Here is a 24,003-nt window from a genome sequence, read left to right on the forward strand (position 1 = left end):
CCGACGACAACAACGATAGGAGCGACCTCTGACAATCACCGCTCGGCCGGGTGCGAGGCTCCGCGTCAGCCCCGGGCTTCGGCGGCGTAGGTGACGAAGCTGGTCCAGGAGGCGGGGGCGAGGGCGAGTTGGGGGCCCTCCGTGTCCTTGGAGTCGCGGACGTGGACGGTGGTGGGGCAGGTGGCGATCTCGACGCAGGAGTCGCCGGAGCCGCCGCTGTAGCTGGACTTGTGCCAGGAGAGAGCGACTTCGACGCAGTCGTCACCGGAGCCGCTGCTGTAGCTGCTCTTGAACCAGGCCAGTTCTGTGGTGCTCATGCTGCTCCTCGCATCTGCCGCAACAGGCTCACGGAGTCTTCCAGGGTAAGAGCCTGTGACCGCATCCTGGCATACCGCATCTGGAGCATGCTGACCACTTTCGGGTCGGAGATGAACTGGCCGCTCTCCTGCCCTTCGCAGTAGCCGAGCCACCGATTGTCCGGGGTCTCCAGCAGCCGCATGGGGCCGTGCAGCCCCGCGTGGTCCTCCCGTACCACCGGCATGATCTGGATCTCGATGTTGCGCAGTTGAGCCAGGCCGAGGACGTGGTCGATCAGATCCCGCGTGACCTGCCGTCCGCCCGTGCGCCGCAGGAACAGGTGCTCTTCGAGGATGAAGCTGTACGCCGTGTTCGGCCGCTCCCGCAGTAACCGCTGCCGCTCCAGCCGTGCGGCCAACTGCGCCTCGATCTGCTCGTCGCCCAGCGGCGGCAGCTGGTTCGTGAACAGCGTCCGTGCGTACGCCTCCGTCTGCAACAGGCCCGGAATCAACCGGCATTCGTATGTGTAGAGACTGACCGCCTCCGCCTCCAGACTCGCCCACTGCCGGAACCAGCTCGCCAGCCCCGGCCGCCGCGACAGATGCCGTGCCGCGCCCCTCAGCGTGCCGAACGCGTCCAGGACCTCCTCCGCCCGGTCGACGAAATCCGCCGGCGGGAAGCGGCGGCCCTGCTCGATCGACGCCACCGTCGGGAGCGAGTACCGCACCCTCGGCGCGAACTCCTCCTGGGTCAGCCTCGCCCGCCTCCGGAAGGCCTTGACCACCTCCCCGAACGCCTTCAGGCTGTCCGAGACCTCCGGCTCCCCGCCCGAACTGCCCGAACCGCCCGGTGCGCCCGCCGTTTCCGTCATCTACGGCCACCTCCCACGTGTTTGCGCTGAGCAACCTCGCAACCCACCCATGGTCACGGTCAGTTACCCGCACTGTCCACTGTGGGTACCCGTACGCTGACTCGGCGTACGGGTTCCTGATCTGGGGGACCGCGGCTCCCGGCCGACACCGTGGTCGCATGCACGCACTCACCCCCCAACAGCCCCTCACCGTACGTGTGTTCACCCAGCGCTTCAGTGCCACCCGACGCGGTGCCCGGCTCGCCCGCCATCTCGCCCTCCACCAGCTGCACGCCTGGGGCATCCCGTACGACTCCGATCCGTCCGACACCGCCGCGGTGCTCGTCGCGGAACTCGCCGCGAACGCGGTGACCCACGGGCGCGTACCCGGCCGGGACTACGAGCTGACGCTCACCCTGAGCCCGGACACGCTCCGTATCGAGGTCTCCGACACCCGTACCGAGCAGCGGCCGCCGCGCCCCGGGGACGTACCGCATCCACCGGCCCTGGCCGAATCCGGCCGCGGCCTCGTCCTCGTCGAGGCACTCGCCTCCCGGTGGGAGGTCCTGGAGCGCGGAGGGCTCGGGAAGACCGTTCGCGCGGAGCTCGATCTCCGCTGACGCAGCGCCCCGGGCTGCACGTGCGCCTGCCAATCTCCTGAACTATGCTTACACTGAGTAACAGAGGCTGGTCAGGACAGACCGGGAGGACCGTGCGACACAAGCGGATGTTGGTAGCGGCACTCGCCCTGCTCCTGGTGATGCTCCCCTCGGTCACCGCGTCGGCGCAGGATGAGGAGGTCCCGCACGGCCCGGGGTTCGGCGCGCGCTTCCTGCAGGCGCTGCTCGACGGTATTCAGTTCGGCGTCATCATCGCGATCTGCGCGGTCGGACTCTCGCTGATCTTCGGGACCATCCACCTGATCAACTTCGCGCACGGCGAGCTCGTGACCATCGGCGCCACGTTCGCGTTCTTCCTGAATGTCTCGCCGGCCGGTCCCGGCTGGCATCTGATCCCCGCCGCGATCGTCTCCGTGGCCTTCGGCGCCCTGCTGGGCCTGGGCATCGACCGCGGCCTCTGGCGGCCGTTGCGGGCCCGCGGCACGGGTCTGATCAACATGTTCATCGTCACGATCGGCCTGTCGCTGCTGCTGCGGCACATCGTGCTCGTGCTGTACGGAACCCGGCCCGGCTCCTTTGCCCAGTACGACATCCAGAAGGCGTACGACCTCGGCCCGGTGGGCATCACTCCACGGGATCTCACCGTCACCCTGCTCTCGGTGGCGACCCTGCTCGGTGTCGCCGCGCTGCTCCAGAGGACCCGGATCGGCACGGCCATCCGGGCCGTCTCCGAAAACCGCGACCTCGCAGAGGCCTCGGGCATCGATGTGCAGCGGGTCGTATCGTTCGTCTGGATGCTCGGTGGTGCGCTCGCCGCCCTCGGCGGGGTCTTCTTCGGACTGGTCGAGATCGTCACCTGGGACATGGGCTTCAAGCTGCTGCTGCTCATGTTCGCCGGAGTCATCCTCGGCGGTCTCGGCTCCGCGTACGGCGCGATGGTGGGCAGCCTCGTCATCGGCATCGTCGCCCAGATGTCCACGCTGTGGTTCCCGGTCGACCTGCAGTACGCGTGGGCGCTGCTCACGCTCATCATCGTCCTTCTCGTCCGGCCGCAGGGCATCCTCGGCCACCGCGAACGCATCGGCTGAGGGGTGGTGTGCCATGGACTTCGATGTCATCCTCTCCGACGCCCTGCGCTCCGGCATCGGCCCTATCGCCGCCATCTACGTGATCGCCGCCATGGGCCTGAACCTTCACTTCGGCTACACCGGGCTGCTGAACTTCGGCCAGGTCGGCTTCATGCTCGTCGGCGGTTACGGGCTGGCGATCACCGTCGTGACGTGGGGCGGCTCGATGTGGCTCGGCGTCCTGGTCGGACTGGCCTCCGCGGTCGTGCTGGCACTGCTGCTCGGTCTGCCGACCCTGCGGCTGCGGGCCGACTATCTCGCGATCACCACGATCGCCGCGGGGGAGACGCTACGGCTGTTCTACCGGTCCAGCTGGGCCGAGCCGACCACCGGCGGTGTGTTCGGGCTCCAGCGGTTCGCCAATGACTTCTACGACCTGAACCCCATCCCACGCGGAACGTACGGCTTCTGGACGGTCGAGTTCAGCGCCCGGGACCTGTGGGTGATGATCGTCGCCTGGGGCCTGGTGGTGATCGTCGGGGTGCTGCTCGCCCTGCTGATCCACAGCCCGTGGGGCCGTGTCATCCGGTCCATCCGCGATGACGAGACCGCCGTACGCAGCCTCGGCAAGAACGTGTACGCGTACAAGATGACGAGCCTCGTGCTGGGCGGTGTGCTCGGCGGGGTCGCCGGAATGCTGCAGGCCATCCAGGTGCAGTCGGTGAGCGCGGACAGCTTCGATCCGGCCGTCACCTTCTTCCTCTACACCCTGCTCGTGCTGGGCGGTGCCGGGCGGATCCTCGGCCCCGTCGTCGGCTCGATCCTCTTCTGGTTCGTGCTCACCTTCATCGACAGCGCACTGCGGCAGGCCATCGACGCCGGCTACATCTCGTCCGACCTGATCAGCACGTCGGAGATCGGCGCCGTCCGCTTCGCCCTGGTCGGGCTCGCCCTGATCCTGCTCATGGCGTTCAGACCGCAGGGGATCCTCGGCAGCCGGAAGGAGATGTTGCTCAGTGGCCGCTGATCCGCAGCCCCCGGCCGCGCCCGAGCCCGAGCCAGTGCCGGTGCCCGAGCCCGCGCGTGAGCTCGAGCCCGTGCCCGGTGTGCGCAAGCCCGACCCTCTGCTCGTCCTGGACGACGTGACCCGCACCTTCGGTGGTCTCGTCGCCGTGCACGTCGAGCATCTGGAGGTGCAGCGCGGGACCATCACCGCGCTCATCGGGCCCAACGGCGCGGGAAAGACAACGCTGTTCAATGTGGTGAGCGGGTTCGACCGGGCCGACGGCGGTGAGTGGTCGTTCGACGGGCAGCCGCTCAGCGGGCGCCCGCCGCACCGGATCGCCCGCTACGGGATGGTCCGTACGTTCCAGCTCACCCGGACCCCCGCCCGGCTCACCGTGCTGGAGAACATGCTGCTCGCGGCGACCGCGCAGCGCGGCGAGCGGCTGTTGCCCGCGCTGCTGCGGCCGTTGTGGCGCGGACAGGAGCGGGAGATCGTGGTCCGGGCCGACGAGCTGTTGAACCGCTTCCGGCTCACCAAGCTGCGTGACGAGTACGCGGGCACCCTCTCCGGCGGCCAGCGCAAACTGCTCGAACTGGCCCGCGCGCTGATGGCCCGCCCCGTCATGCTCCTGCTGGACGAGCCGATGGCCGGGGTGAACCCCGCACTGACCCAGTCACTGCTCGGTCACATCACCGCGCTGCGCGACGAGGGGCTGACCGTGTGCTTCGTCGAGCACGACATGGACGTGGTGATGGGCATCAGCGACTGGGTGGCCGTCATGGCAGGCGGCCGCCTCGTGGCCGAGGGACCGCCGTACACGATCGGCCGGAACCGCGCCGTCGTGGACGCCTACCTCGGCAAGCGGCACGACGAACCCGAAGCGACCGGCGAGGAGACGTGACCCCATGCCCGAGAACGGTAATGGGCCTGAGCAAGGGCCTGTGCTGGTGGCCGACGCGATCGTCGCCGGATATGTGCCGGGCGTCGATGTGCTGCGCGGCTGCAGCATCGAGGTGCGGCCCGGTGAGCTGATCGGTGTGATCGGCCCCAACGGCGCCGGAAAGTCGACGCTGATCAAGACGGTCTTCGGTCTGCTGCGCGTGCGCGGCGGGACCGTGCGGCTGCACGGTGAGGAGGTCACCAACCGGCCCGCGCACGAGCTGGTCCGCCGGGGCGTCGGGTATGTACCCCAGCTGCAGAACGTCTTCCCCGCACTGACCGTCGAGGAGAACCTGCGGATGGGCATCTATCTGCGGCCCAAGGGCTTTGTACGGCGGACCGCGGTGGTGGAGGAAATCTTCCCGCTGCTGGCCGAGCGCCGGAAACAGAAGGCCGGTTCGATGTCCGGCGGTGAGCGGCAGATGCTCGCCATGGCCCGGGCACTGATGATGGAGCCGCAGGTGCTGCTGCTCGACGAGCCGTCGGCGGGACTGTCCCCGATCTTCCAGGACCAGGTGTTCGACCGGGTGAAGGAGATCAACGGCGCGGGCGTCGCCGTGCTCATGGTCGAGCAGAACGCCCGCAGGTGCCTGCAGATCTGCAACCGTGGCTACGTACTCGACCAGGGCCGCAACGCCCACACCGGCACCGGTATGGGTCTGCTGCACGACCCGAAGGTGATCGAGTTGTACCTCGGCACGCTCGCCCGCGTCCGCTGAACTCCGGTGTCCTCCCTCACTCCTGACCCTTGCTCACCTCGGTGCTCACTGTCTGCAGCTGGCCCTTCGCGTCGTACGTGTACACCTCGATCGTCGCCTGGCCGGGCTCACCGGCGTCGGTGAAGTCGAGCGGACCGCTCACACCGTCGTAGTCGATGTCCTTGCCGTCGGCGATCAGCTCCTTGCAGGCGGCGAACGAATTGCACTTCTCGCCGTCCTTGGTGACCGCGATCATCTCGTCGACGAACTTGCCCGGGTCGTCCGACTTGGCCTGCTCCGCGGCGAGCGCGATGGTCGTCACGCAGTCAAATGTCTGCGGTGCGAACTGCAGCTCCTTCAGAGTCGGCGCGAACGCCTTCAGCGCCTTCACGTACTCCGGGTTGGACGCCGATGCCGGAGCCGTCCCCTTCATCCCGGCGAGCGTGGCGGGCTTGCCCGGGGCGACGAGGGCAGGCAGTTCCTCACTCCGCAGCCCGTCGGTTCCGTACAGACCGATCTGCTGGGGCCCGAGTCCTGCCTCGATCATGCCCTGGAGGATCTGTGTGCCCTCCTCGAAGGCGATCACCACGGCGGCATCCGGCTTCGAGTTCTTGACCTGCTGCACGAGCTGGTCGTAGTTCGTGGCCTTCGGGTCGTACGTCTCGGCGACCGTCACGGTCGCGCCGCCGTCCTCCAGAGCCTTCTTGGTGGAGTCCAGCAGCCCCTTTCCGTAGTCGTCGGCGCGCGCGACCAGGGCCACGCGCTTGTGGCCGTCGCCCTGGATGGTCTTCGCCAGGATCGGCCCCTGGAGGGCGTCACTCGGCGCGGTACGGAAGTAGAACCCGCCGTCGTCGTAGTCGGTGAACGTGGGTGCGGTGTTGGACCCGGAGCACTGGACGACACTTTCACCGGTGACCCGGTCGATGATCGCCAGTGACATCCCGGAAGCCGCGGCACCGATGATCGCATCGACACCCGTGTTCAGTACCCGGTCCGCCGACTGTGCCGCCACGGCCTCCTGGCCAGCCTCGTCACCACCGGCCACTTTCGGAATCGGCTTGCCGAGCACACCACCGGCGTCATTGATGGTCTTGATCGCGAAATTCGTCGACTGGATCATCGGCGGGCCGAGGAAGGCCAGCTGTCCCGTCTCCGGCAGGACGTAGCCGAGCTTGAGCTGGCCGTCGTCGTCCTTTCCGGGAGCCGATGACTGAGCACTGCCACTCGTGCCGCATGCGGTCAGCAGGAGTATGGCCGCGCCTGTGAAGATCGCGGACCGTCGTATCGACGTTTTCATGTCGGCCTCCTCGCAGTGGAGGCTGGCGGTGGGTCGACAGGCCGGCCTTCCGCCCGCCCTATGTAAAGAGAGTAGAACGATCAGGCCTCGTTGGGGAGCGGAGGAGGCGGTGACGCCGAGAAGGGTGAATCGTCAACGTTCGTGGCCGGCCGGCCGGATGCGGTCGTGTCCGTAGGTTACTTGGGCTGCAGCAGGTCCCAGCGGTTGCCGTACAGGTCCTCGAAGACCGCGACCGAGCCGTACGGCTCGTGTCGCGGCTCCTCCAGGAAGCGGACGCCCGCCGCCGTCATTCGCGCGTGGTCGGCCGCGAAGTCCCCGGTGTGCAGGAAGAAGCCGACCCGCCCACCCGCCTGCGCGCCCACGCTCGCGCGCTGGACGTCGTCCTTGGCGCGGGCCAGCAGGAGCGCCGAGCCATGGCCCGTACCGCGCGGGCGGACCACCACCCAGCGCGTACCGTCCCCGCGGTCGGTGTCCTCGATCAGCTCGAAGCCGAGGGCGTCGGTGTAGAAGGCGATGGCCTCGTCGTAGTCACGGACGACAAGGGTGACCAGGGCGATGTACGACATACGGACCACGTTATACGTATGACTCGCCAAGCGGCAACGCGATGGAACAATGCGCACCATGCATGCGCCGCCGCCCCCGCCACGACCGCAGTACCCACCGCACCTCCTGTACCGCGCCCGCGAGCTCGCCGTCCCCGGCCGCCGGCTCATCCTGGGCATCGCAGGAGCCCCCGGCGCCGGGAAGACGACCCTCGCCGCCCATCTCGTCGACGCCCTCGACGGGCTCGCCGTCCTCGTCCCCATGGACGGCTTCCACCTCGCCCAGGCCGAACTCGCCCGCCTCGGCCGCGCCGGCCGCAAGGGCGCACCCGACACCTTCGACGCCGCCGGGTACGCCGCCCTGCTAGCCAGGCTGCGCGTCCCCGCCCCGGGCGGCACGGTCTACGCACCCGCCTTCGACCGCGCCCTGGAGGAAGCCGTGGCCGGCAGCATTCCGGTCGACCCCGGCATCCCCCTCGTCGTCACCGAGGGCAACTACCTGCTGCACGACGGAGGCCCCTGGGCGCAGGTCCGCCCCCTCCTCGACGAGGTCTGGTACCTGGAGATCGACGACGCCGTACGCGTACGCCGCCTCGTCGACCGGCATGTGCGGTACGGCAAGCAGCGGGCGTACGCCGAGCGCTGGGTCCAGGACTCCGACGAGCGCAACGCCCGGCTGGTCGCACGCGGCCGCAACCGCGCCGACTTCGTGGTCACCCAGGCGCTGTAGCCCGCGTGGTCACAGGCCCTGTAGCCCGCTCGGACCCGGTCGGTACGCTCAAGGTCCTGATCGGGTCCTGATTCGCGTATGCGGAAGGCGGTAGACGTGGGGTTGTTCCGGCGAGGGCCGAAGCGCGACGGACGCGATGCACCCCGGGACCCCGAGTTCTCCTTCTTCTCGGAAGCCGAGGGCGCACGCTTCCGCGCCCAGGTGCGGGAGGCCTTCGCCGAGAAGGGCCTCGAGGTGAGTGTCTACGCCGATGTGGTGTCCGACAGCGAAGGCCGCCAGTTCGGGCTCGCCAATCTCGCCGCCGTCTGCCACAACGACGAGCGCGGGCCCCGCGCTTGGCCCGAAGTGGTGCGGCAGCACGTCGGAATGGTGCTGCGCACCATGGACGCGCCCTCCGCGCTGGACACCCTGCCGACCGAGCAGATCCGCGCCCAGCTCTACCCCCGCGTCGTCGGCGCCGACGGGCTCAACCCCGAGAACTTCGCCTACGCGCGCTCCCTCGCCCCCGGCCTGTACGAAATCCTCGCGCTCGACCTCCCGGAGAGCGTCATGATGCTCACGGACGAGGCCCTGGAACCGCTCGGCGACCTCCGGTACCTGCGCGACCAGGCGCTCTACAACCTCAGGGGACTGCCTGTCGAGGGCCACGAGACCGTCAAGGACTCCGAGGGCATGCGCTTCGAGGTGGTACTCGGCGACTCCTTCTACACCGCCAGCCGCGTCCTGGCGCTGGACGCCGTCGTGCGGCAGGTCACCGGAGACGAGCTCACCGCCGACGGCGCACTCGTGGCGATGCCCTTCCGGCACCAGCTCGCCTTCCACGCCATCCACGACACCGGCATGATCTCCGCGCTCAGCGCCATGGCCTCGTTCGCCGCGGCCGGCTACACCGACACCCCCGGTGCCATCAGCCCGTACGTCTACTGGTGGCGCGACGGCACGCTCACTCAGCTCAGCGACCGCGACGAGGACGGCGATGGTCTGCGGATCGTGGTCGGCGACGACTTCCAGGAGCTGCTCGAGCGGCTCGTCGCGCAGGAGAACAACGACCGCGGCGACGACGCCTGAGCGCTCGCGCGGAGCCTTTCGTACAGGGAGGATGAAGCCATGCCCACCACGCCCGCGCCCTTCACCGCTGCCGACTACCGGGCCCGTATGGCCCGTGCCGCCGACGCCGCCGCCGACGCGGGGCTCGCGGGACTGCTGGTCGCGCCCGGCCCCGATCTGGTGCACCTCACCGGCTACCGGCCGGTGCCCACCGAACGCCTCACGCTGCTCGTGCTCACCCCCGGCCGGGACCCGGTTCTCGTCGTCCCCACCCTGGAGGCGCCGGACGCCGAACAGGCAACCGGCGCGCCCGCGCTCACCCTGCGCGACTGGACCGACGGCACGGATCCGTACGCCGTCACCGCGCCGCTCCTTGGCGCGCAGGGGCGCTTCGGCGTCAGCGACAACGCCTGGGCGATGCACCTCATCGGACTCCAGCGGGCGCTGCCCGGCACCTCGCACGTATCGCTCACCGAGGCGCTGCCCATGCTGCGCGCGGTCAAGGACGCGCAGGAGCTGGCCAGGCTCGAAGCGGCCGGGGCCGCCGCCGACGACACGTACCGCGAGATCCTCAAGGTGCCCTTCGCCGGGCGCGAGGAGAGCGAGGTCGCGGCCGATCTCGCCGCGCTGCTCCGGCAGTCCGGGCACTCCCAGGTCGACTTCACCGTCGTCGGCTCAGGACCGAACGGCGCCAATCCGCACCACGAGGCGGGCGACCGGACCATCCTCCACGGCGACATGGTCGTCCTCGACTTCGGCGGCCTGAAGCACGGCTACGGCTCCGACACCACCCGTACCGTCCATGTCGGCGAGCCGTCTGTCGCCGAGCAGCGAGTCCACGACGTCGTACGGGAGGCGCAGCAGGCCGGCTTCGCGGCCGTCCGGCCGGGGGTGGCCTGCCAGGAGGTGGACCGGGCGGCGCGCGCGGTGATCACCGAGTTCGGGTACGGCAGGAACTTCATCCACCGCACCGGCCACGGCATCGGTGTCACCACGCACGAACCCCCGTACATGATCGAGGGCGAGGAGCAGCCGCTCGTTCCCGGCATGTGCTTCTCGATCGAGCCCGGGATCTATCTCCCCGGCCGCTTCGGTGTCCGCATCGAGGACATCGTCACGGTCACCGAGGACGGCGGCCTCCGCTTCAACAACACCCCGCGCGAGATGGCGATCGTGGAGTAGCCGGGTCCGCAGGGGAAGGTGCTCAGCCGTCCGCCAGGACGGCACAGGACTCCGGCGGCAGGTGCAACAGGCCGTCCGCGCCGGGCGCCCGGACCGGCTCCCAGGCCGCCAGCACCCTGCCCCCGCCGCCCAGCGGGATCACGGCCGGCTCCTTGGCGAGATTGACCGCGATCCGCGCGTCGCCGCGCCGGTACGCCAGCCAGCGCGCCTCTTCGTCGTACGCCACGTTCACCGCCGCGAGATCCGGATCGGTGAGATCCGACTGCGTACGGCGCAGGGCGATCAGCTCGCGGTGCCAGGCCAGCAGCCGGGCGTGCGGCTCCCGCTCCCGCTCGGACCTGTCCAGGCACGAGCGCTCCGTGGTGAGCGGATCCTGCGGGTCGGGAATCTCTTCCGCCGCCCAGCCGTGGGCCGTGAACTCCCTCCGTCTGCCCGTGCGTACGGCCTCGGCGAGCTCCGGGTCGGTGTGGTCGGTGAAGAACTGCCAGGGCGTGCGGGCGCCCCACTCCTCGCCCATGAACAGCATCGGCGTGAAGGGACCGGTCAGTACCAGCGCGGCCGCGCACGCCAGCAGCCCGGGGGAGAGGGTGGCCGAGAGCCGGTCGCCCAGTGCCCGGTTGCCGACCTGGTCGTGGGTCTGGGCATAGCCGAGGAAGCGGTGTGCGGCGGTTCGCGTCACGTCGACGGGGCGGCCGTGCGTACGGCCCCGGAAGCTCGAATACGTACCGTCGTGGAAGAAACCGCGGGTGAGGGTCTTGCCGATCGCCGCAAGCGGTGCGGTGGCGAAGTCGGCGTAGTAGCCCTGGGCCTCACCGGTCAGCGCGGTGTGCAGGGCGTGGTGGAAGTCGTCGTTCCACTGGGCCTGCAGACCGAGGCCGCCCGCCTCGCGCGGCGTCGTCGTGCGCGGATCGCCCAGATCCGACTCGGCGATCAGGAACAGCGGACGCCCGAGCTCCGCGGAGAGCGCGTCGACGGCGGCCGAGAGCTCCTCCAGGAAGGGCAGCGCCCGCGTGTCGGCGAGGGCGTGCACCGCGTCGAGGCGCAGCCCGTCGAGCCGGTGTTCGCGCAGCCAGGCGAGCGCGCTGCCCAGCAGATACGCGCGGACCTCGTCCGAGCCGGGGGCGTCCAGGTTGACCGCCGCGCCCCACGGGGTGTGGTGGGTCTCGGTGAAGTACGGGCCGAAGGAGGGGAGGTGGTTCCCGGACGGGCCGAGGTGGTTGTGGACCACGTCGAGCACCACCCCGAGACCATGGCCGTGGGCCGTGTCGACAAAGCGCCGCAGCGCCTCCGGCCCGCCGTACGGCTCGTGCACCGCCCACAGCGACACCCCCTCGTAGCCCCAGCCGTGCACCCCGGGGAAGGGGCACAGCGGCATCAGCTCGATATGCGTGATCCCCAACTCGGCCAGCTCGCCGAGCCGTTCGGCCGCCGCGTCCAGCGTGCCCTCGCGGGTGTACGTGCCGACGTGCAGCTCGTACAGGACCGCGCCGCCGAGCCCCCGGCCCGGCCAGTCGTGCCGCCAGGCATGGGCGCCCGGGTCGACCACTGCGCTCATTCCGTCGGGTCCGGAGGGCTGCCGGCGTGAGCGCGGATCGGGCAGTACGGGCCCGCCGTCCAGCGCGAAGCCGTAGTGGGCCCCTTCGGCCGCCTCGGCCTCCGTGCTCCACCAGCCCGCACGCTCCTCGGCGCGCTCCATGGGCAGCTCCTCGCCCTCCAGCCACAGCGCGACCCGTTCCTCGGCCTGCGGTGCCCACACCTCGAACAGCACTGGCGGTCCCCTCGTCGTCGATGCCCGTCGTCGATGTCGACCCCATCCTGGCAAGATCGGGGTCTGGAAGACGTGTCCTTGGGCCATTAAGGTCACGAACCATGTCGACGACGCTGCCGCCGCTGCCCGCCTTCCCGCCCGGCTTCCTCTGGGGCGCGTCCGCCTCCGCCTTCCAGACCGAGGGAGCCGCCGACACCGACGGCAAGGGGCCCTCCGGATGGGATGCCTTCGCCGCCCAGGGCCGGATCAAGGACGGTGCCGACGCCTCGCGCGGCACCGGCTTCCACGCCCGCTACCGCGAGGATGCCGCCCTGCTCGCCGGGCTCGGCGCGGATGCCTTCCGCTTCTCGGTGAGCTGGCCGCGCGTCGTCCCCGGCGGCAGCGGCCCGGCGAACACCGCCGGGCTCGACTTCTACGACCGGCTCGTCGACGAGCTGTGCACCCACGGCATCACCCCCGCGCCCACGCTCTACCACTGGGACACCCCGCTGCCGCTGGACGAGGCGGGCGGCTGGCTCAACCGCGACACGGCGGCCCGCTTCGCCGAGTACGCCTCCGTCGTCGCCGAGCGGCTCGCCGACCGCGTACCGATGTGGATCACCATCAACGAACCGGCCGAAGTGACCCTGCTCGGCTACGCGCTCGGCGAGCACGCGCCAGGCAAGCGGCTCCTCTTCGACGCGCTGCCCGCCGCCCACCACCAGCTGCTCGCCCATGGACTCGCCGTCCAGGCGCTGCGTGCGGCGGGCGCCGCGAACATCGGCCTCGCCGTCTCCCACTCGCCGGTATGGACCGCGGGGACGAGCGAGGAGGACCGGTTCGGCGCGGAGCTCTACGACACGATCACCAACTGGATGTTCGCCGACCCGATCCTCACCGGCCGCTACCCCGACGAGAACTTCGCCGCCCTGATGCCGGGACCGGTCGCCGAGGACCTCGCCGTCATCTCCGAACCGCTCGACTGGTACGGCGTGAACTACTACCAGCCGATGGTCGTCGGCGCCCCGTCGAAGGACGCCCTCGGCGACTTCGCAGGCGTCGGGCTGCCCGCCGAACTCCCCTTCGGAATCCGGGAGACCGAGAGCGAGCAGCGCACGGACTTCGGCTGGGCGGTCGTGCCCGACGGACTGCGCGAGCTGCTGGTGCTGCTCAAGGACCGGTTCGGCGACAAGCTCCCGCCGGTGTACATCACCGAGAACGGCTGCTCGTACGACGGTCTCGACGACCAGCGGCGTATCGACTTCCTCGACGGTCATCTGCGTTCGCTGCACGAGGCGATCGACGCGGGCGTCGATGTCCGCGGCTACTTCACCTGGTCGCTCACCGACAACATCGAATGGGTCGAGGGCGCTGCCCAGCGCTTCGGTCTCGTCCACGTCGACTACGAGACGCTGAAGCGCACGCCGAAGGCGTCGTACGCCTGGTACCGGGACGCCATCGCCGCCCAGAAGTCAGGGCATTGATCAGGGCACTGATCTCAGGCCACTGAGCGGATCCTCCACACCAGCACCCCGCCGAGGACCGTCACCACGGTGGCCGTCAGATACAGCCCGGCGTACCCGCCCGCGTACGCCACGATCGGCGCGGCCAGCCCCGGGCCGAGGACCTGGGGGGCCGAATTGGCGATGTTGATGACGCCCAGATCCTTGGCCCGGTCGCCGGCCTCCGGCAGCACCTGGGTGATCAGCGCCTGGTCGACGGCGATGTAGACCCCGAAGCCGAGGCCCAGCAGCGCTGCCGCGCCCATCGCCACCGGCCAGGTGTGCCAGAAGGTGAGCAGCAGCGAGGCCACCGCCATCACCACCGAACCGACCGCCACCAGCGCCTTGCGCCGCCCCAGCCGGTCCGAGACCACCCCGCCGGCCACCGCCGTCACCACCACGCCAGCCGTGTAGAGAAGCGTCAGAATCAGCACGCCCTCGTCCGGGTCCGGGTAATGCACCGCGTCTTTGAGGAAATACAGCAGATAGAGCGTGCCCATCGCATTCCCGAGCATCACCAGAAAGCGGGTGAGCCAGGCCCAGCCGAAATCCGGATGCGCCCGCGGACTCACCCAGAAGTCCTTGAGCCGCACCGGCTCCCGTGCGGGGAGCGGCACTTGAGGGTCGCGCGTCAGCAGTACGAAGGGCAGCGCGCAGCACACCACCAGCGCCCCCAGCAGCAGATAGCCCGCCGCGATCCCCGTCACCACCATGGTCACAAGGAGCGCGCCGACGACCAGCCCCAGCGTCTGCGGGATCCCGATGAACCCGGAGACCGCTGCCCGCTGACGCACGGGCACCTGGTCCGGCACGACGGCATTGGTCCCGGCCAGCATGGCGTTGAGGCCGAGCTGCGCCAGACACCAGCCGAGCGCCACCCCGATGACCGTCGTTTGCGCCGCGGTGACGGCGAGACCGATGGCGCCGAGCACCGCCCCGCCCAGGATCCAGGGGCGACGACGGCCGAAGCGCCCTCCCGTACGGTCCGAGAGGGCGCCCACCAGCGGATTGGCGACGACGGCGACCAGCGCGCCCACACCGGTCGCCCAGCCGAGGGCGACCTCCTTGCCCGAGGGGTCGAGTTCGTCGATCTGCTCGGCGAGCAGCACCTGAATCGGGGTCAGGAACGCCATGTACAGGCCCAAGTTGGCCAGTACGAGACCCGATACCCAGGCGCCGCCGACGCGGGTGCGGGGACCGGCTTCCGGTTCGTCCGTCTTCATCGGCCGCTCGCCATCAGCTCGGGGGAGTCCGGAGCCTACGGACACCCCCGAGCGTGATCAATACCTATGAAGCGGGAAGGAAGTGGATCCGCTCCTGGACGACCGGATGGCCGGCCTTGGCGAAGTTCGCGGCCATCGGGAAGTTGCCCTGATCGGTCGCGCCCGCGATGAACTCCGCGCCCCGCTCCGCCAGGAAGTGGGTGCACTCCGTCAGCAGGTCGTACGCGTAGCCGTTGCCGCGCTGCTCCGGTACGACGCCGATGAAGCCGACGCACGGCCCCGACGGGTTGTGCGCCGGGATGTGGATGCCGGCCAGTTCGCCTTCGGGCGTGTGGGCGAGCTGCCACCACTCGCGCGGCGACGGGCACCAGTGGAAGAAGTCGAGCTCCTCCTGCGCCGCCCGGTCCAGGCCCCCTTCGGCGATGGTGCGCAGCGCGTGCGCGTCGAGCGTGACCGAGTGGACGCGGCGCAGCACGTCGAGGATCACGGCGTCGTCGGCCTCCGGCCCGAACACCAGCCGCCCGGGCCGCTCGGGCAGCCCGCACTCCGGCGTCCACCGGTACTGGAAGCGCTCCACCAGAACCCTCATCCCGCCCGCAGTCGCGGCACGGACCCTGGCCTCGCCGGCCGCCAGGGTCGCGGGGTCCTCGCGCCAGCCGGCCGGCAGGATCAGTTCGTACTCGACCTGGAACGGGGAGGTGCGCAGCAGCTCGCTGCCCGCCGCCTCCTCGCCGTCGGCGAAGTCGAACCAGTTGATGTTGACGGGGCTTTCGTCGTCGGGGCCACCCCACCAGGCGGCCCGCGCGACGACCTTGCCGTCGCGCAGCGCGACCCGCTTCCAGTCGGGGCGGTGCGTGGCACGGGCCAGCGCACGGCCCACACCGAGGGGGTCGGGCAGGGAGTCGAAGAGATGTGCGTCGCTCTCGTCGAGAGCGCGAATGACCAGATCGGTCATGAGAGTTGTCCTCCGGGAAGATGAAGTGCGGTGTGCGCTCCCGGTCAGACTGCGAACGCGCGGTGGACGGGGCGGGAGCGCGGGATTCGTGTGGTCTGCACTGCTCTCGCCTCCTTCCGTCGGTCCGTGGCGTCGCGATCACGCTAGAAGGCGCCGTAGGGAGCCGTCCAGCGATTTTCGGAGCCCTGTCCCGAGCCGCCGGGGGACGGCCCAGCGGAATGGCGGCTTCCGCGCAGGTCAGCAGCAGTGCCGAAGACGCTGGAACGCCGGTTCATCTGGACACCCCGGGCCCTTCGGCCCGACAATCTCGAATGTGACGTCCTCCTTCGAGTTCCACACGTATCCCGCTCGGCTCTCGGATGCCGAGCGCGACCGTGTGCTCGGTGTGCTCAGAGAGGGCGCCGCCCAGGGCAAGCTGTCGCACGAGACCTTCGTCCACCGCATGGAGCTCGCGCTGGCCGCCCGCAGGTCGGAGGAGCTCCAGGCGCTCACCGCCGACCTCGGCGGCAGGAGCAGCTGGTCACGACAGCTGTACGCGGCAGTGGGCCGGGCGTCCGCCTTCTCGGTACGGCTGCGCAGGGCCTGGCAGGCCGAGAAGCTGCCACCGCTGCTGCTGCCCGAACCCGGCCCGTACCCCCTGCGGATCGGCCGCGACCCGGGCAACGGGCTGCGGCTGAGCCATGACACGGTCTCGCGGCTGCACGCCGAACTGAGCCGTAAGGGCAGCCTGTGGATCCTGCGCGACCTCGGCTCCACCAACGGCACCACCGTCAACGGACAGCGGGTGACGGGCTCGGTCGTCGTGCAGGACGGGGACATGGTGGGCTTCGGACGGATGAGCTTCCGCCTCACGGCGCGCTGAACCCGGCGCTCCGCGGATACCACTTCGCTGCTGGTACGGCCCGGCCTCAGCCGGTCGCCGACCCCTCCCGTACCGCCCCGCGGCTCAGCAGTGCCACCGGCCGTTCCGCGAACAGCTCGGCCAGGGGCACAGGACCGCCCCCGAACTCCCGTTCCGGCGCGAGCAGATCCGCCCACCGGCCCTCCGGCAGCGTCAGCTCGGTGTCCGCCCAGCCGCCCGCCTCGGCCAGCCGCAGCGAGAGCCGGGTGACAGCGGTGACCACCTCGCCCGTGCGGCAGAACGCCAGGCAGTGCGCGGCGGCCGGGCCGCTCGCGGTCAGCGGCGCGTACGCACCCGACTCGCCGAAGACCTCCGGGCGGTCCCGGCGCAGCCGCAGCGCCGCCGTTGTGAGCGCCGTCTTCTCGTCCGGTGCCCCCTGACGGAACGGCCGCCTGTTGTCCGGGTCCACCAGAGCCAGGAACTCCCGCTCCGTGCCCTGGTACACGTCCGGCACCCCCGGCATCGTCAGCTGCACCAGCGTCGCGCCCAGCGCATTGGCGCGTACATACGGATCCAGCTCGCGGGCGAAGAGCGCCACCGAGTACAGCGGCGGCCCGGCCGGCCCGGCGGCCACGAACGCGGTGACCGCCTGCTCGTACGCCGGGTCCGGCTCCGTCCAGCTGGTGTGCAGGCCCGCCTCCCGTACCGCCTTGAGCAGCGCCGTCTCCAGCCTGTCGGCGTACGGGAAGCCGAACCCGACCGCGGTCTGCCAGGCCACCCACGCCAGCTGCGGATCGGGCGCCCGCCCGCCCGCCAGGCGGCCGGCCTCCGCGGTGACGCGGCCGAGGAAGTCGGCCCAGCGGTCCGGGCACTCGGACAGCACGGCGATCCTGGCCCGTACATCCGCGCTGCGCTTGGTGTCGTGCGTGGTCAGCACGGTCCCGGTGGCGGGCCAGTCGCGCGCGAGACGGGCGCAGTACGCATGGAACAGCTCCGGGCTCACCGCCGGGCTGCCCGGCTCCCCGCCCACCTCGTTCGCCGAGATCAGCGGCACATAACGGTAAAAGGCTGTGTCCTCGACGGACTTGGCGCGCAGCGCGGACGCCGTCTGGGCGAAGCGCGTACGGAAGGCCTCCTTGTTCGGGCCATCGCCAAGCAGCCCGAGCGCCAGGTCCCGTACGACATCGACGGCCGTGGCCTCCTCGGCGACCGCGAACGCCGCCTTCGCCCGGAGCGCAGCCGACCGGCGCAGCGCCTCCTCGCCGCCGATGCGGTACGGACGGTAGACCGGCACGCGCACCAGCAGCTCCCGTACCGCAGCGCGCAACGTCCAGGGAGCGTGGTCCCGCAGTGCCGGATCCGCCGCGCAGACGCGCTCCGCGAGGCGGGTCAGCGCGGTGGTCTCGGCGGCCAGTTCACGGGTGAGAACCTTGTACGCGGCGCGGCGCACCGTCGCCTCCCAGTAGCCGCCGCGGTCACCGGCGGGACCTGCGAACTCCCGGTACTGATCGACGAGTCGCGGCTCACCCGCCGGATCGGTGAACAGGCCGTCGACATGGCGCAGCGCGTCGTACCCGGTCGTGCCGGCGACGCGCCAGCCCGCGGGCAGCCGCTCGTCCCCGGTGAGGATCTTCTCGACGACCGTCCAGCACGTCCCGCCCGTCGCCTCGTCGAGCCGCCGCAGATACGCCTCGGGATCGGCGAGACCGTCGGGGTGGTCCACCCGCAGGCCCTCCACGACTCCGTCCCGTACCAGCTCCAGGATCTTGCCGTGGGTCGCGTCGAAGACCTCCGGGTCCTCGACCCGGACCCCGATCAGCTCCGAGATCGTGAAGAACCGGCGGTAGTTGAGCTCGGTCCGGGCCAGCCGCCACCAGCCGAGCCGGTACCACTGCGCGTCGAGCAGCTCCGGCAGGGGCAGCTTCGCGGTGGACTCGCGCAGCGGGAACCGCTGCTCCCCGTAGTGCAGTACGTCCCCCTCGACCCGCATCGCGCCCAGCTCGTCGCCGATCCGGCCGGCCAGCACCGGCAGCAGGACCTTCCCGGCGCCCGCCTCCCAGTCGATGTCGAACCAGCGGGCGTACGGGGACAGCGGCCCCTCGCGCAGTACCTCCCACAGGGCCCGGTTGTGGCGCGGCACGGCGGCCATATGGTTCGGGACGATGTCGAGGACCAGGCCGAGTCCGTGCTCACGTGCCGTACGGGCCAGCCGCCGCAGGCCCTCCTCGCCGCCCAGCTCCTCCCGCACCCGGGCCGGGTCGACGACGTCGTAGCCGTGCGCCGACCCCGGCACCGCTTCCAGCACCGGTGACAGATGCAGATGCGAGACGCCGAGCTCGGCGAGATACGGGACCGCTTCGGCGGCGGCCGCGAACGGGAAGTCCGGCTGGAGCTGGAGCCGGTACGTGGCGGTGGGCGTCATGCGAACGTACGTACCCACCTTGAGGACTTCTGTGTCATCGGCCCGGGTGTGGGTGTCGGCCGTTCGGGCTAAGCGGCCCCGGGGACACCGCTTAGTGGAGAATCCAGCCCCTCCGGCGCTTGAGGGGCGGGGTCCGGGGCGGAGCCCCGGTCACGCCGGCCGCCGCAGGACCGTCAGGCTTCGCCCCACCAGCCGCACCCGCTCACCGGCCCCCACCTTCGGGCCCGCGCCCGGCGGGACACCCTCCTTGCGTGCGGTGTCCACGACCACCTGCCACTGGCGACCGTGGTTGACCGGCACCGCGAAGTCCAGTTCGTCCGCGCTCGCGTTGAACATCAGCAGGAAGGAGTCGTCGGCGATCCGCTCCCCGCGCGGCCCCGGCTCCGAGATCGCATGGCCGTTCAGGAACACCGACAGCGCCCTCGCGGACGCCGACTGCCAGTCCCGCTGGACCATCTCCTCGCCCTCCGGAGTGAACCACGCGATGTCGGACAGCTCGTCGTGCGTCCCCTCCACCGGCCTGCCGTGGAAGAAGCGCCGCCGCCGGAAGACCGGATGGTCGCGCCGCAGCCACACCATCGCCCGGGTGAAGGCCAGCAGCGTGCCGTCCTCGTCCGCGCCCGGCTCCGGCCAGCGCACCCAGGAGACCTCGTTGTCCTGGCAGTACGCGTTGTTGTTGCCGCCCTGCGTACGCGCGAACTCGTCGCCGTGGCTGAGCATCGGCACGCCCTGCGAGAGCATCAGCGTCGCGATGAAGTTCCGCATCTGCCGGTCGCGCAGATCGCGCACCCCGGGGTCGGACGTATCGCCCTCCGTGCCGCAGTTCCAGGAGCGGTTGTGGCTCTCGCCGTCGCGGTTGCCCTCGCCGTTCGCCTCGTTGTGCTTGTCGTTGTACGAGACCAGATCGTGCAGCGTGAAGCCGTCGTGGCAGGTGGTGAAGTTGATGGAGGCGAGCGGGCGCCGGCCGTCGTCCTGGTAGAGATCGGAGGAGCCGGTCAGCCGGGACGCGAACTCCGCCAGCGTCCGCGGCTCGCCCCGCCACAGATCCCGTACCGTGTCGCGGTACTTGCCGTTCCACTCGGTCCACAGCGGCGGGAAGTTCCCCACCTGGTAGCCGCCCTCGCCCACGTCCCACGGCTCGGCGATCAGCTTCACCTGGCTGACCACCGGGTCCTGCTGCACCAGGTCGAAGAACGACGACAGCCGGTCCACCTCGTGGAACTGCCGGGCCAGCGTGGCCGCGAGGTCGAAGCGGAAGCCGTCGACATGCATCTCGGTCACCCAGTACCGCAGCGAGTCCATGATCAGCTGCAGCACATGGGGGCTGCGCATGAGCAGGGAGTTCCCGGTGCCGGTCGTGTCCGTGTAGTAGCGGGGATCGTCGGAGAGCCGGTAGTACGAGGCGTTGTCGAGGCCCCGGAAGGAGAGCGTGGGCCCCAGGTGGCTGCCCTCGGCCGTGTGGTTGTAGACGACGTCGAGGATGACCTCGATGCCCGCCTTGTGCAGCGCCCGCACCGCCTGCTTGAACTCCAGCACCTGTTCGCCGCGGTCGCCCCAGGAGGCGTAGGAGTTGTGCGGGGCGAAGAAGCCGATGGTGTTGTAGCCCCAGTAGTTGTTCAGCTCGGCGTCCACCAGCCGGTGGTCGTTGACGAACTGGTGCACGGGCATCAACTCGAGCGTCGTCACGCCCAGTTCGGTCAGATGGGAGATGACGGCGGGATGCGCGAGCCCGGCGTACGTACCGCGCAGCTCCTTCGGCAGCTCCGGATGGAGCATCGTGAGGCCCTTCACATGGGCCTCGTAGATCACCGTGCGGTGGTAGTCGGTACGCGGCGGCCGGTCGTCGCCCCAGTCGAAGTACGGGTTGACCACGACCGAGCTCATCGTGTGCGGCGCCGAGTCCAGGTCGTTGCGCGAGTCCGGCTTGCCGAAGTGGTAGCCGTACACGCTCTCGCTCCAGTCGATGGAGCCGCTGATCGCACGGGCGTACGGGTCGAGCAGCAGCTTCGCGGAGTTGCAGCGCTGCCCGCGATCCGGCGCGTACGGACCGTGGACCCGGAACCCGTACCGCTGACCCGGCATCACGCCTGGCAGATAGGCATGCCGTACGAACGCGTCGGTCTCGCGCAGCTCCACCGCCGTCTCCGAGCCGTCGTCGTGCAGCAGGCACAGCTCGATTCGTCGGGCGGCTTCTGAGTACACCGCGAAGTTGGTGCCGGCGCCGTCGTACGTGGCACCGAGCGGATACGCCTGTCCCGGCCAGACCTGCATAGATATGACTCTTCCACTTCTGATCCGGGTGCTGGGGGGCGCTTCGCCCAGATCCTCCCCGAAAGTATCGCCGCTCAGGTGCCCCCACAGGCGAGGACGACGCGGTCAACATCGGGTTCCTCATATCGCCCCTGGACACAACCGCTATGAATCCGCTCACTCCGGCAGATCTCGCCAGGCAGAACCCCTGGAAATGGAAAGGGAGTTGGGAAAGGACACTGCCGATCCGGCTGCACCGCGTCCCACTGGCGGAGTAGTCTTCCTTGATCGTTGAAGGGGGAAGGGAAGGCGGTGTGCGGGTGAGCTCGGGAGGGCTGGAGCTACCCCCAGGTGACGCGAGTCACGAGGGGGACTCCGCCGACGTCCCGCCCGGAGCGGTCTCCCTCGCACGGCCGATGGAGATCGGGGCGGAACTGGACTGGGGGGCGGACGCCTGGAGCGAGGTGCGTACGCGCGCCCAACGTGCCGGGCGGGCCTACATCTGGCTGAACCTGGTGGAACAGCGGCTGCGGGCCGTGGTCGCGGCCGTGCTGCGCCCGATCTACGAGCCGGTGCACGGAGACGACTGGGTGGTGGCCGCCGCGGGGCCCGCGGGGCAGGAGTGGGTACAGCGAGCCGTCGCGGTCCGGGAGGTCTCGCGCCGCAAGGGCTATCTGCTGGACCCGGCGGACGACAATGTCCTGTCCTTCCTCACCCTGCCGCAGCTGCGTGAGCTGATGGTCCAGCACTGGCCCTGCTTCGAGCCGTACTTCGACGACCGGCGCGATGTCGAGCTGGCGCTGGACGAGCTGGAGGTCGCCCGCAATGTCGTCTCGCGCAACCGCGCGCTGAACGAGGCGGTGCTGGCCCAGGCCGAGCGCGCCGCCGCGCGTCTGCTGGAGATACTCGGCAGCGGCGCGGGCGTTCCTTCCGCCGACCGGCTCCCCGTCGACGCGGTCGAGGATCTCGTCGGCGACCGCTACGCGGACGTGGTCTCCGTCCACCCCGACCGGGTCCGGCTGCAGCGCCAGCTGCCCGCCGAAGATCTCTTCGGAGGCGCTCGCCGCCTCGACGCGATCGGCATAGGCCTGAACCTCCTCGTCCAGAACTACTCCGGCCGCCGACTGGTCCGCCTCGCCGAGCAGGGCTGCCGGGTCCGGCTCCTCTTCCTGAACCCGGCGAGCAGCGCGGTCAAGCGCCGCGAACGCGAACTGGGCCTGAAAAAGGGTGAGTTGAGCCGGACGGTGGAGATGAACATCCTCCATATGCGCCGGGTGCGCTCCCGCCTCCGCGACCCGGGCGCCTTCGAGATCCAGGTCTTCGACGAGACTCCCCGCTTCACCGCGTACCTCGTCGACGGCGACGGTCCGGACGGCCTCGCCGTCATCCAGTCCTATCTGCGCAGCGCGCGGGGGATGGAGGCGCCGGTGCTGGTGCTGCGGGGCGGCGTGCGCGCGGTCGTGCGCGCGGGCCACGACGGCGAGAACGGGCTGTTCCAGACATATCGCGAGGAGTTCGAGTCCGTGTGGGCGGACTCGCGTCCCGTCTCCTGACGCTCCGCCCGCGTTGTCAGTGGTGCGTGCGAAGGTGGTCGTCACTTGGGGGAACGCACCACAGAAAGGAGGTACGGGATGAGCTGGGTCAGCGGGCCGTTGATGGCGTTCGATCTGGAGACCACGGGGACGGATGTCGAGACCGACCGCATCGTGACGGCGGCGGTCGTCCGGCTGGAGGCGGACGGATCCGTGTCGGAGGAGCGGATCTGGCTGCTGAACCCCGGTGTGGCCATACCCGAGCAGGCATCGGCGATCCACGGCATCTCGACGGAACACGCCCGCGAGCACGGGGTGCCGGCCGCCTCCGCGATCGAGGAGATCACACGGGCTGTCGCGGACGGGCTGCGCTCAGGGACGCCACTGGTGGTGATGAACGCGCGCTACGACCTGTCCCTGCTCGACCGTGAGTGCCGGCGGTACGGGGTCGAGTCGGTCAGCGAGCGACTGGGCAACGCACCTTCGCCCGTCATCGATCCGCTGGTGATCGACAAGCACGTCGACAAGTACCGGAAGGGGAAGCGGGCCCTCTACGCGCTGTGTGCCCACTACGGGGTGTCGCTCGACGACGCGCACGACGCGAGGGCGGACGCCGTGGCCGCTGCCCGAGTGGTGCGACGTCTGGGGGAGGAGCACCAGCCCGTCGGAGTGATGCCGTTGGCGGACCTGCATGGTCTGCAGGTGCGCGCGGCAGCCGAGCAGTCGCTCTCCTTGCAGGCCTATCTGCGGCGCACCGCGGATCCGGCGGCAGTCGTCGAACCGGCATGGCCACTCATCCCCCGGATGCGGGAGCCCGCAGCCGGGAGAGACTGACCCGACGGCGCGGAGGCCCGGATGTCAGTTGGCGGCCGGGGAAGCTGTCTCGTCGGCCTTGATGTCGAAGTTGATCTTTTTTCCGTCGACCGAGGTGACGGTGGCCGACACGCCCAGCGTGCTGCCGTCCTTCGCCGTGAGCGTGCACCGGGTGGTGGTGCCGACCTTGCCGACGAGGTCCTCGGGACAGGTGATGTCCGGCTTCGGCTGGCCCGTGGTGGCGGCGAGCTTTTCGGAGACCGTGGTGGCCAGCTTGTCCGAAGACAGTTTCGGCTCGGAGTTTCCGACGTTGACCGAGGCCGAGCAGCCGACGAGCAGCGCGCAGGCGGCCACAGCCGAGAGGCTCCACGTTGCTACGGGCAAGCGGGCTATGGTCATGGGGGCTCCATCCCAAATGATCAAGACAGTCGCCGGAAGCA

At 70.2% G+C, this 24,003-nt stretch carries 22 protein-coding genes; 12 read left to right on the forward strand and 10 right to left on the reverse strand.

Features of this window, described 5'->3' with window-relative positions:
• Positions 1-65: 65 nt before the first annotated feature.
• Positions 66-317, reverse strand: a complete 252-nt coding sequence (locus tag SLUN_RS31000) for a DUF397 domain-containing protein (RefSeq protein WP_108153259.1) — start codon at positions 315-317, stop codon at positions 66-68.
• The gene (locus SLUN_RS31005) at positions 314-1,168 is read right to left on the reverse strand and encodes a helix-turn-helix domain-containing protein (RefSeq protein WP_108153260.1); all 855 of its coding nucleotides are present in this window, start codon (positions 1,166-1,168) and stop codon (positions 314-316) included. The genes SLUN_RS31000 and SLUN_RS31005 overlap by 4 nt, the downstream gene beginning before the upstream one ends.
• 158 nt (positions 1,169-1,326) lie before the next feature.
• Between SLUN_RS31005 and SLUN_RS31010 the strand changes: the two genes are divergently transcribed.
• The 5 genes from SLUN_RS31010 (at position 1,327) to SLUN_RS31030 (ending at position 5,498) form a co-directional block, all read left to right on the forward strand.
• A complete protein-coding gene (locus tag SLUN_RS31010; RefSeq protein ID WP_108153261.1) occupies positions 1,327-1,767 on the forward strand; it encodes an ATP-binding protein in 441 nt (146 codons plus the stop codon).
• A 107-nt stretch (positions 1,768-1,874) separates the two neighbouring features.
• Entirely contained in the window at positions 1,875-2,855 is a 981-nt protein-coding gene (locus tag SLUN_RS31015) for a branched-chain amino acid ABC transporter permease (RefSeq protein WP_217501755.1), read from the forward strand.
• 13 nt (positions 2,856-2,868) lie between these two features.
• Positions 2,869-3,861 (forward strand): branched-chain amino acid ABC transporter permease, encoded by a 993-nt coding sequence (locus tag SLUN_RS31020; RefSeq protein WP_108153263.1) that lies wholly within the window; start codon positions 2,869-2,871, stop codon positions 3,859-3,861.
• A complete protein-coding gene (locus SLUN_RS31025) occupies positions 3,851-4,741 on the forward strand; it encodes an ABC transporter ATP-binding protein (RefSeq protein WP_217501754.1) in 891 nt (296 codons plus the stop codon). Before SLUN_RS31020 ends, SLUN_RS31025 begins: the two co-directional genes overlap by 11 nt.
• Before the next feature lie 4 nt (positions 4,742-4,745).
• Positions 4,746-5,498, forward strand: coding sequence for an ABC transporter ATP-binding protein (locus SLUN_RS31030; protein ID WP_108153264.1), 753 nt, complete (start codon positions 4,746-4,748; stop codon positions 5,496-5,498).
• 16 nt (positions 5,499-5,514) lie between these two features.
• Here the strand turns inward: SLUN_RS31030 and SLUN_RS31035 are convergent, their stop codons facing one another.
• Positions 5,515-6,774, reverse strand: a complete 1,260-nt coding sequence (locus SLUN_RS31035; protein ID WP_108153265.1) for an ABC transporter substrate-binding protein — start codon at positions 6,772-6,774, stop codon at positions 5,515-5,517.
• A 176-nt stretch (positions 6,775-6,950) separates the two neighbouring features.
• On the reverse strand, positions 6,951-7,340 hold the full coding sequence (locus SLUN_RS31040) for a VOC family protein (RefSeq protein ID WP_108153266.1): 390 nt from the start codon (positions 7,338-7,340) through the stop codon (positions 6,951-6,953).
• Positions 7,341-7,398: 58 nt separating this feature from the next.
• Between SLUN_RS31040 and SLUN_RS31045 the strand changes: the two genes are divergently transcribed.
• The 3 genes from SLUN_RS31045 (at position 7,399) to SLUN_RS31055 (ending at position 10,278) form a co-directional block, all read left to right on the forward strand.
• Entirely contained in the window at positions 7,399-8,049 is a 651-nt protein-coding gene (locus SLUN_RS31045; RefSeq protein ID WP_108155035.1) for a nucleoside/nucleotide kinase family protein, read from the forward strand.
• A 96-nt stretch (positions 8,050-8,145) separates the two neighbouring features.
• A complete protein-coding gene (locus SLUN_RS31050) occupies positions 8,146-9,117 on the forward strand; it encodes a DUF1444 domain-containing protein (protein WP_108155036.1) in 972 nt (323 codons plus the stop codon).
• Between the two features lie 39 nt (positions 9,118-9,156).
• Entirely contained in the window at positions 9,157-10,278 is a 1,122-nt protein-coding gene (locus SLUN_RS31055; RefSeq protein ID WP_108153267.1) for an aminopeptidase P family protein, read from the forward strand.
• Positions 10,279-10,300: 22 nt separating this feature from the next.
• On the opposite strand, the gene treZ is transcribed toward SLUN_RS31055, so the two are convergent.
• Positions 10,301-12,046, reverse strand: coding sequence for a malto-oligosyltrehalose trehalohydrolase (gene treZ / locus SLUN_RS31060; protein WP_257153822.1), 1,746 nt, complete (start codon positions 12,044-12,046; stop codon positions 10,301-10,303).
• A 101-nt stretch (positions 12,047-12,147) separates the two neighbouring features.
• Between treZ and SLUN_RS31065 the strand changes: the two genes are divergently transcribed.
• Entirely contained in the window at positions 12,148-13,509 is a 1,362-nt protein-coding gene (locus SLUN_RS31065; RefSeq protein ID WP_108153269.1) for a GH1 family beta-glucosidase, read from the forward strand.
• A 14-nt stretch (positions 13,510-13,523) separates the two neighbouring features.
• Here the strand turns inward: SLUN_RS31065 and SLUN_RS31070 are convergent, their stop codons facing one another.
• Both SLUN_RS31070 and SLUN_RS31075 read right to left on the reverse strand, forming a co-directional pair.
• Positions 13,524-14,750 (reverse strand): MFS transporter, encoded by a 1,227-nt coding sequence (locus SLUN_RS31070; protein ID WP_108153270.1) that lies wholly within the window; start codon positions 14,748-14,750, stop codon positions 13,524-13,526.
• A gap of 64 nt (positions 14,751-14,814) precedes the next feature.
• A complete protein-coding gene (locus SLUN_RS31075) occupies positions 14,815-15,705 on the reverse strand; it encodes a GNAT family N-acetyltransferase (protein WP_108153271.1) in 891 nt (296 codons plus the stop codon).
• Between the two features lie 313 nt (positions 15,706-16,018).
• On the opposite strand from SLUN_RS31075, the gene SLUN_RS31080 reads away from it, so the two are divergent.
• On the forward strand, positions 16,019-16,567 hold the full coding sequence (locus tag SLUN_RS31080) for a DUF1707 and FHA domain-containing protein (protein ID WP_108153272.1): 549 nt from the start codon (positions 16,019-16,021) through the stop codon (positions 16,565-16,567).
• A gap of 46 nt (positions 16,568-16,613) precedes the next feature.
• On the opposite strand, the gene treY is transcribed toward SLUN_RS31080, so the two are convergent.
• Together treY and glgX are read right to left on the reverse strand one after the other, a co-directional pair.
• Positions 16,614-18,968: a malto-oligosyltrehalose synthase gene (treY, locus tag SLUN_RS31085; RefSeq protein WP_108153273.1), complete on the reverse strand. Its 2,355-nt coding sequence runs from the start codon at positions 18,966-18,968 to the stop codon at positions 16,614-16,616.
• A 150-nt stretch (positions 18,969-19,118) separates the two neighbouring features.
• Entirely contained in the window at positions 19,119-21,239 is a 2,121-nt protein-coding gene (glgX, locus tag SLUN_RS31090; RefSeq protein WP_108153274.1) for a glycogen debranching protein GlgX, read from the reverse strand.
• Positions 21,240-21,538: 299 nt separating this feature from the next.
• Between glgX and SLUN_RS31095 the strand changes: the two genes are divergently transcribed.
• Together SLUN_RS31095 and SLUN_RS31100 are read left to right on the forward strand one after the other, a co-directional pair.
• Positions 21,539-22,771, forward strand: a complete 1,233-nt coding sequence (locus SLUN_RS31095) for a DUF5919 domain-containing protein (RefSeq protein ID WP_108155037.1) — start codon at positions 21,539-21,541, stop codon at positions 22,769-22,771.
• A 78-nt stretch (positions 22,772-22,849) separates the two neighbouring features.
• Positions 22,850-23,584, forward strand: coding sequence for a 3'-5' exonuclease (locus SLUN_RS31100; RefSeq protein WP_108153275.1), 735 nt, complete (start codon positions 22,850-22,852; stop codon positions 23,582-23,584).
• A 24-nt stretch (positions 23,585-23,608) separates the two neighbouring features.
• On the opposite strand, the gene SLUN_RS31105 is transcribed toward SLUN_RS31100, so the two are convergent.
• Positions 23,609-23,962: a DUF4333 domain-containing protein gene (locus SLUN_RS31105; protein WP_108153276.1), complete on the reverse strand. Its 354-nt coding sequence runs from the start codon at positions 23,960-23,962 to the stop codon at positions 23,609-23,611.
• Positions 23,963-24,003: the final 41 nt, after the last annotated feature.

It is taken from the genome of Streptomyces lunaelactis (assembly GCF_003054555.1).
GTDB classification, from domain to species: domain Bacteria; phylum Actinomycetota; class Actinomycetes; order Streptomycetales; family Streptomycetaceae; genus Streptomyces; species Streptomyces lunaelactis.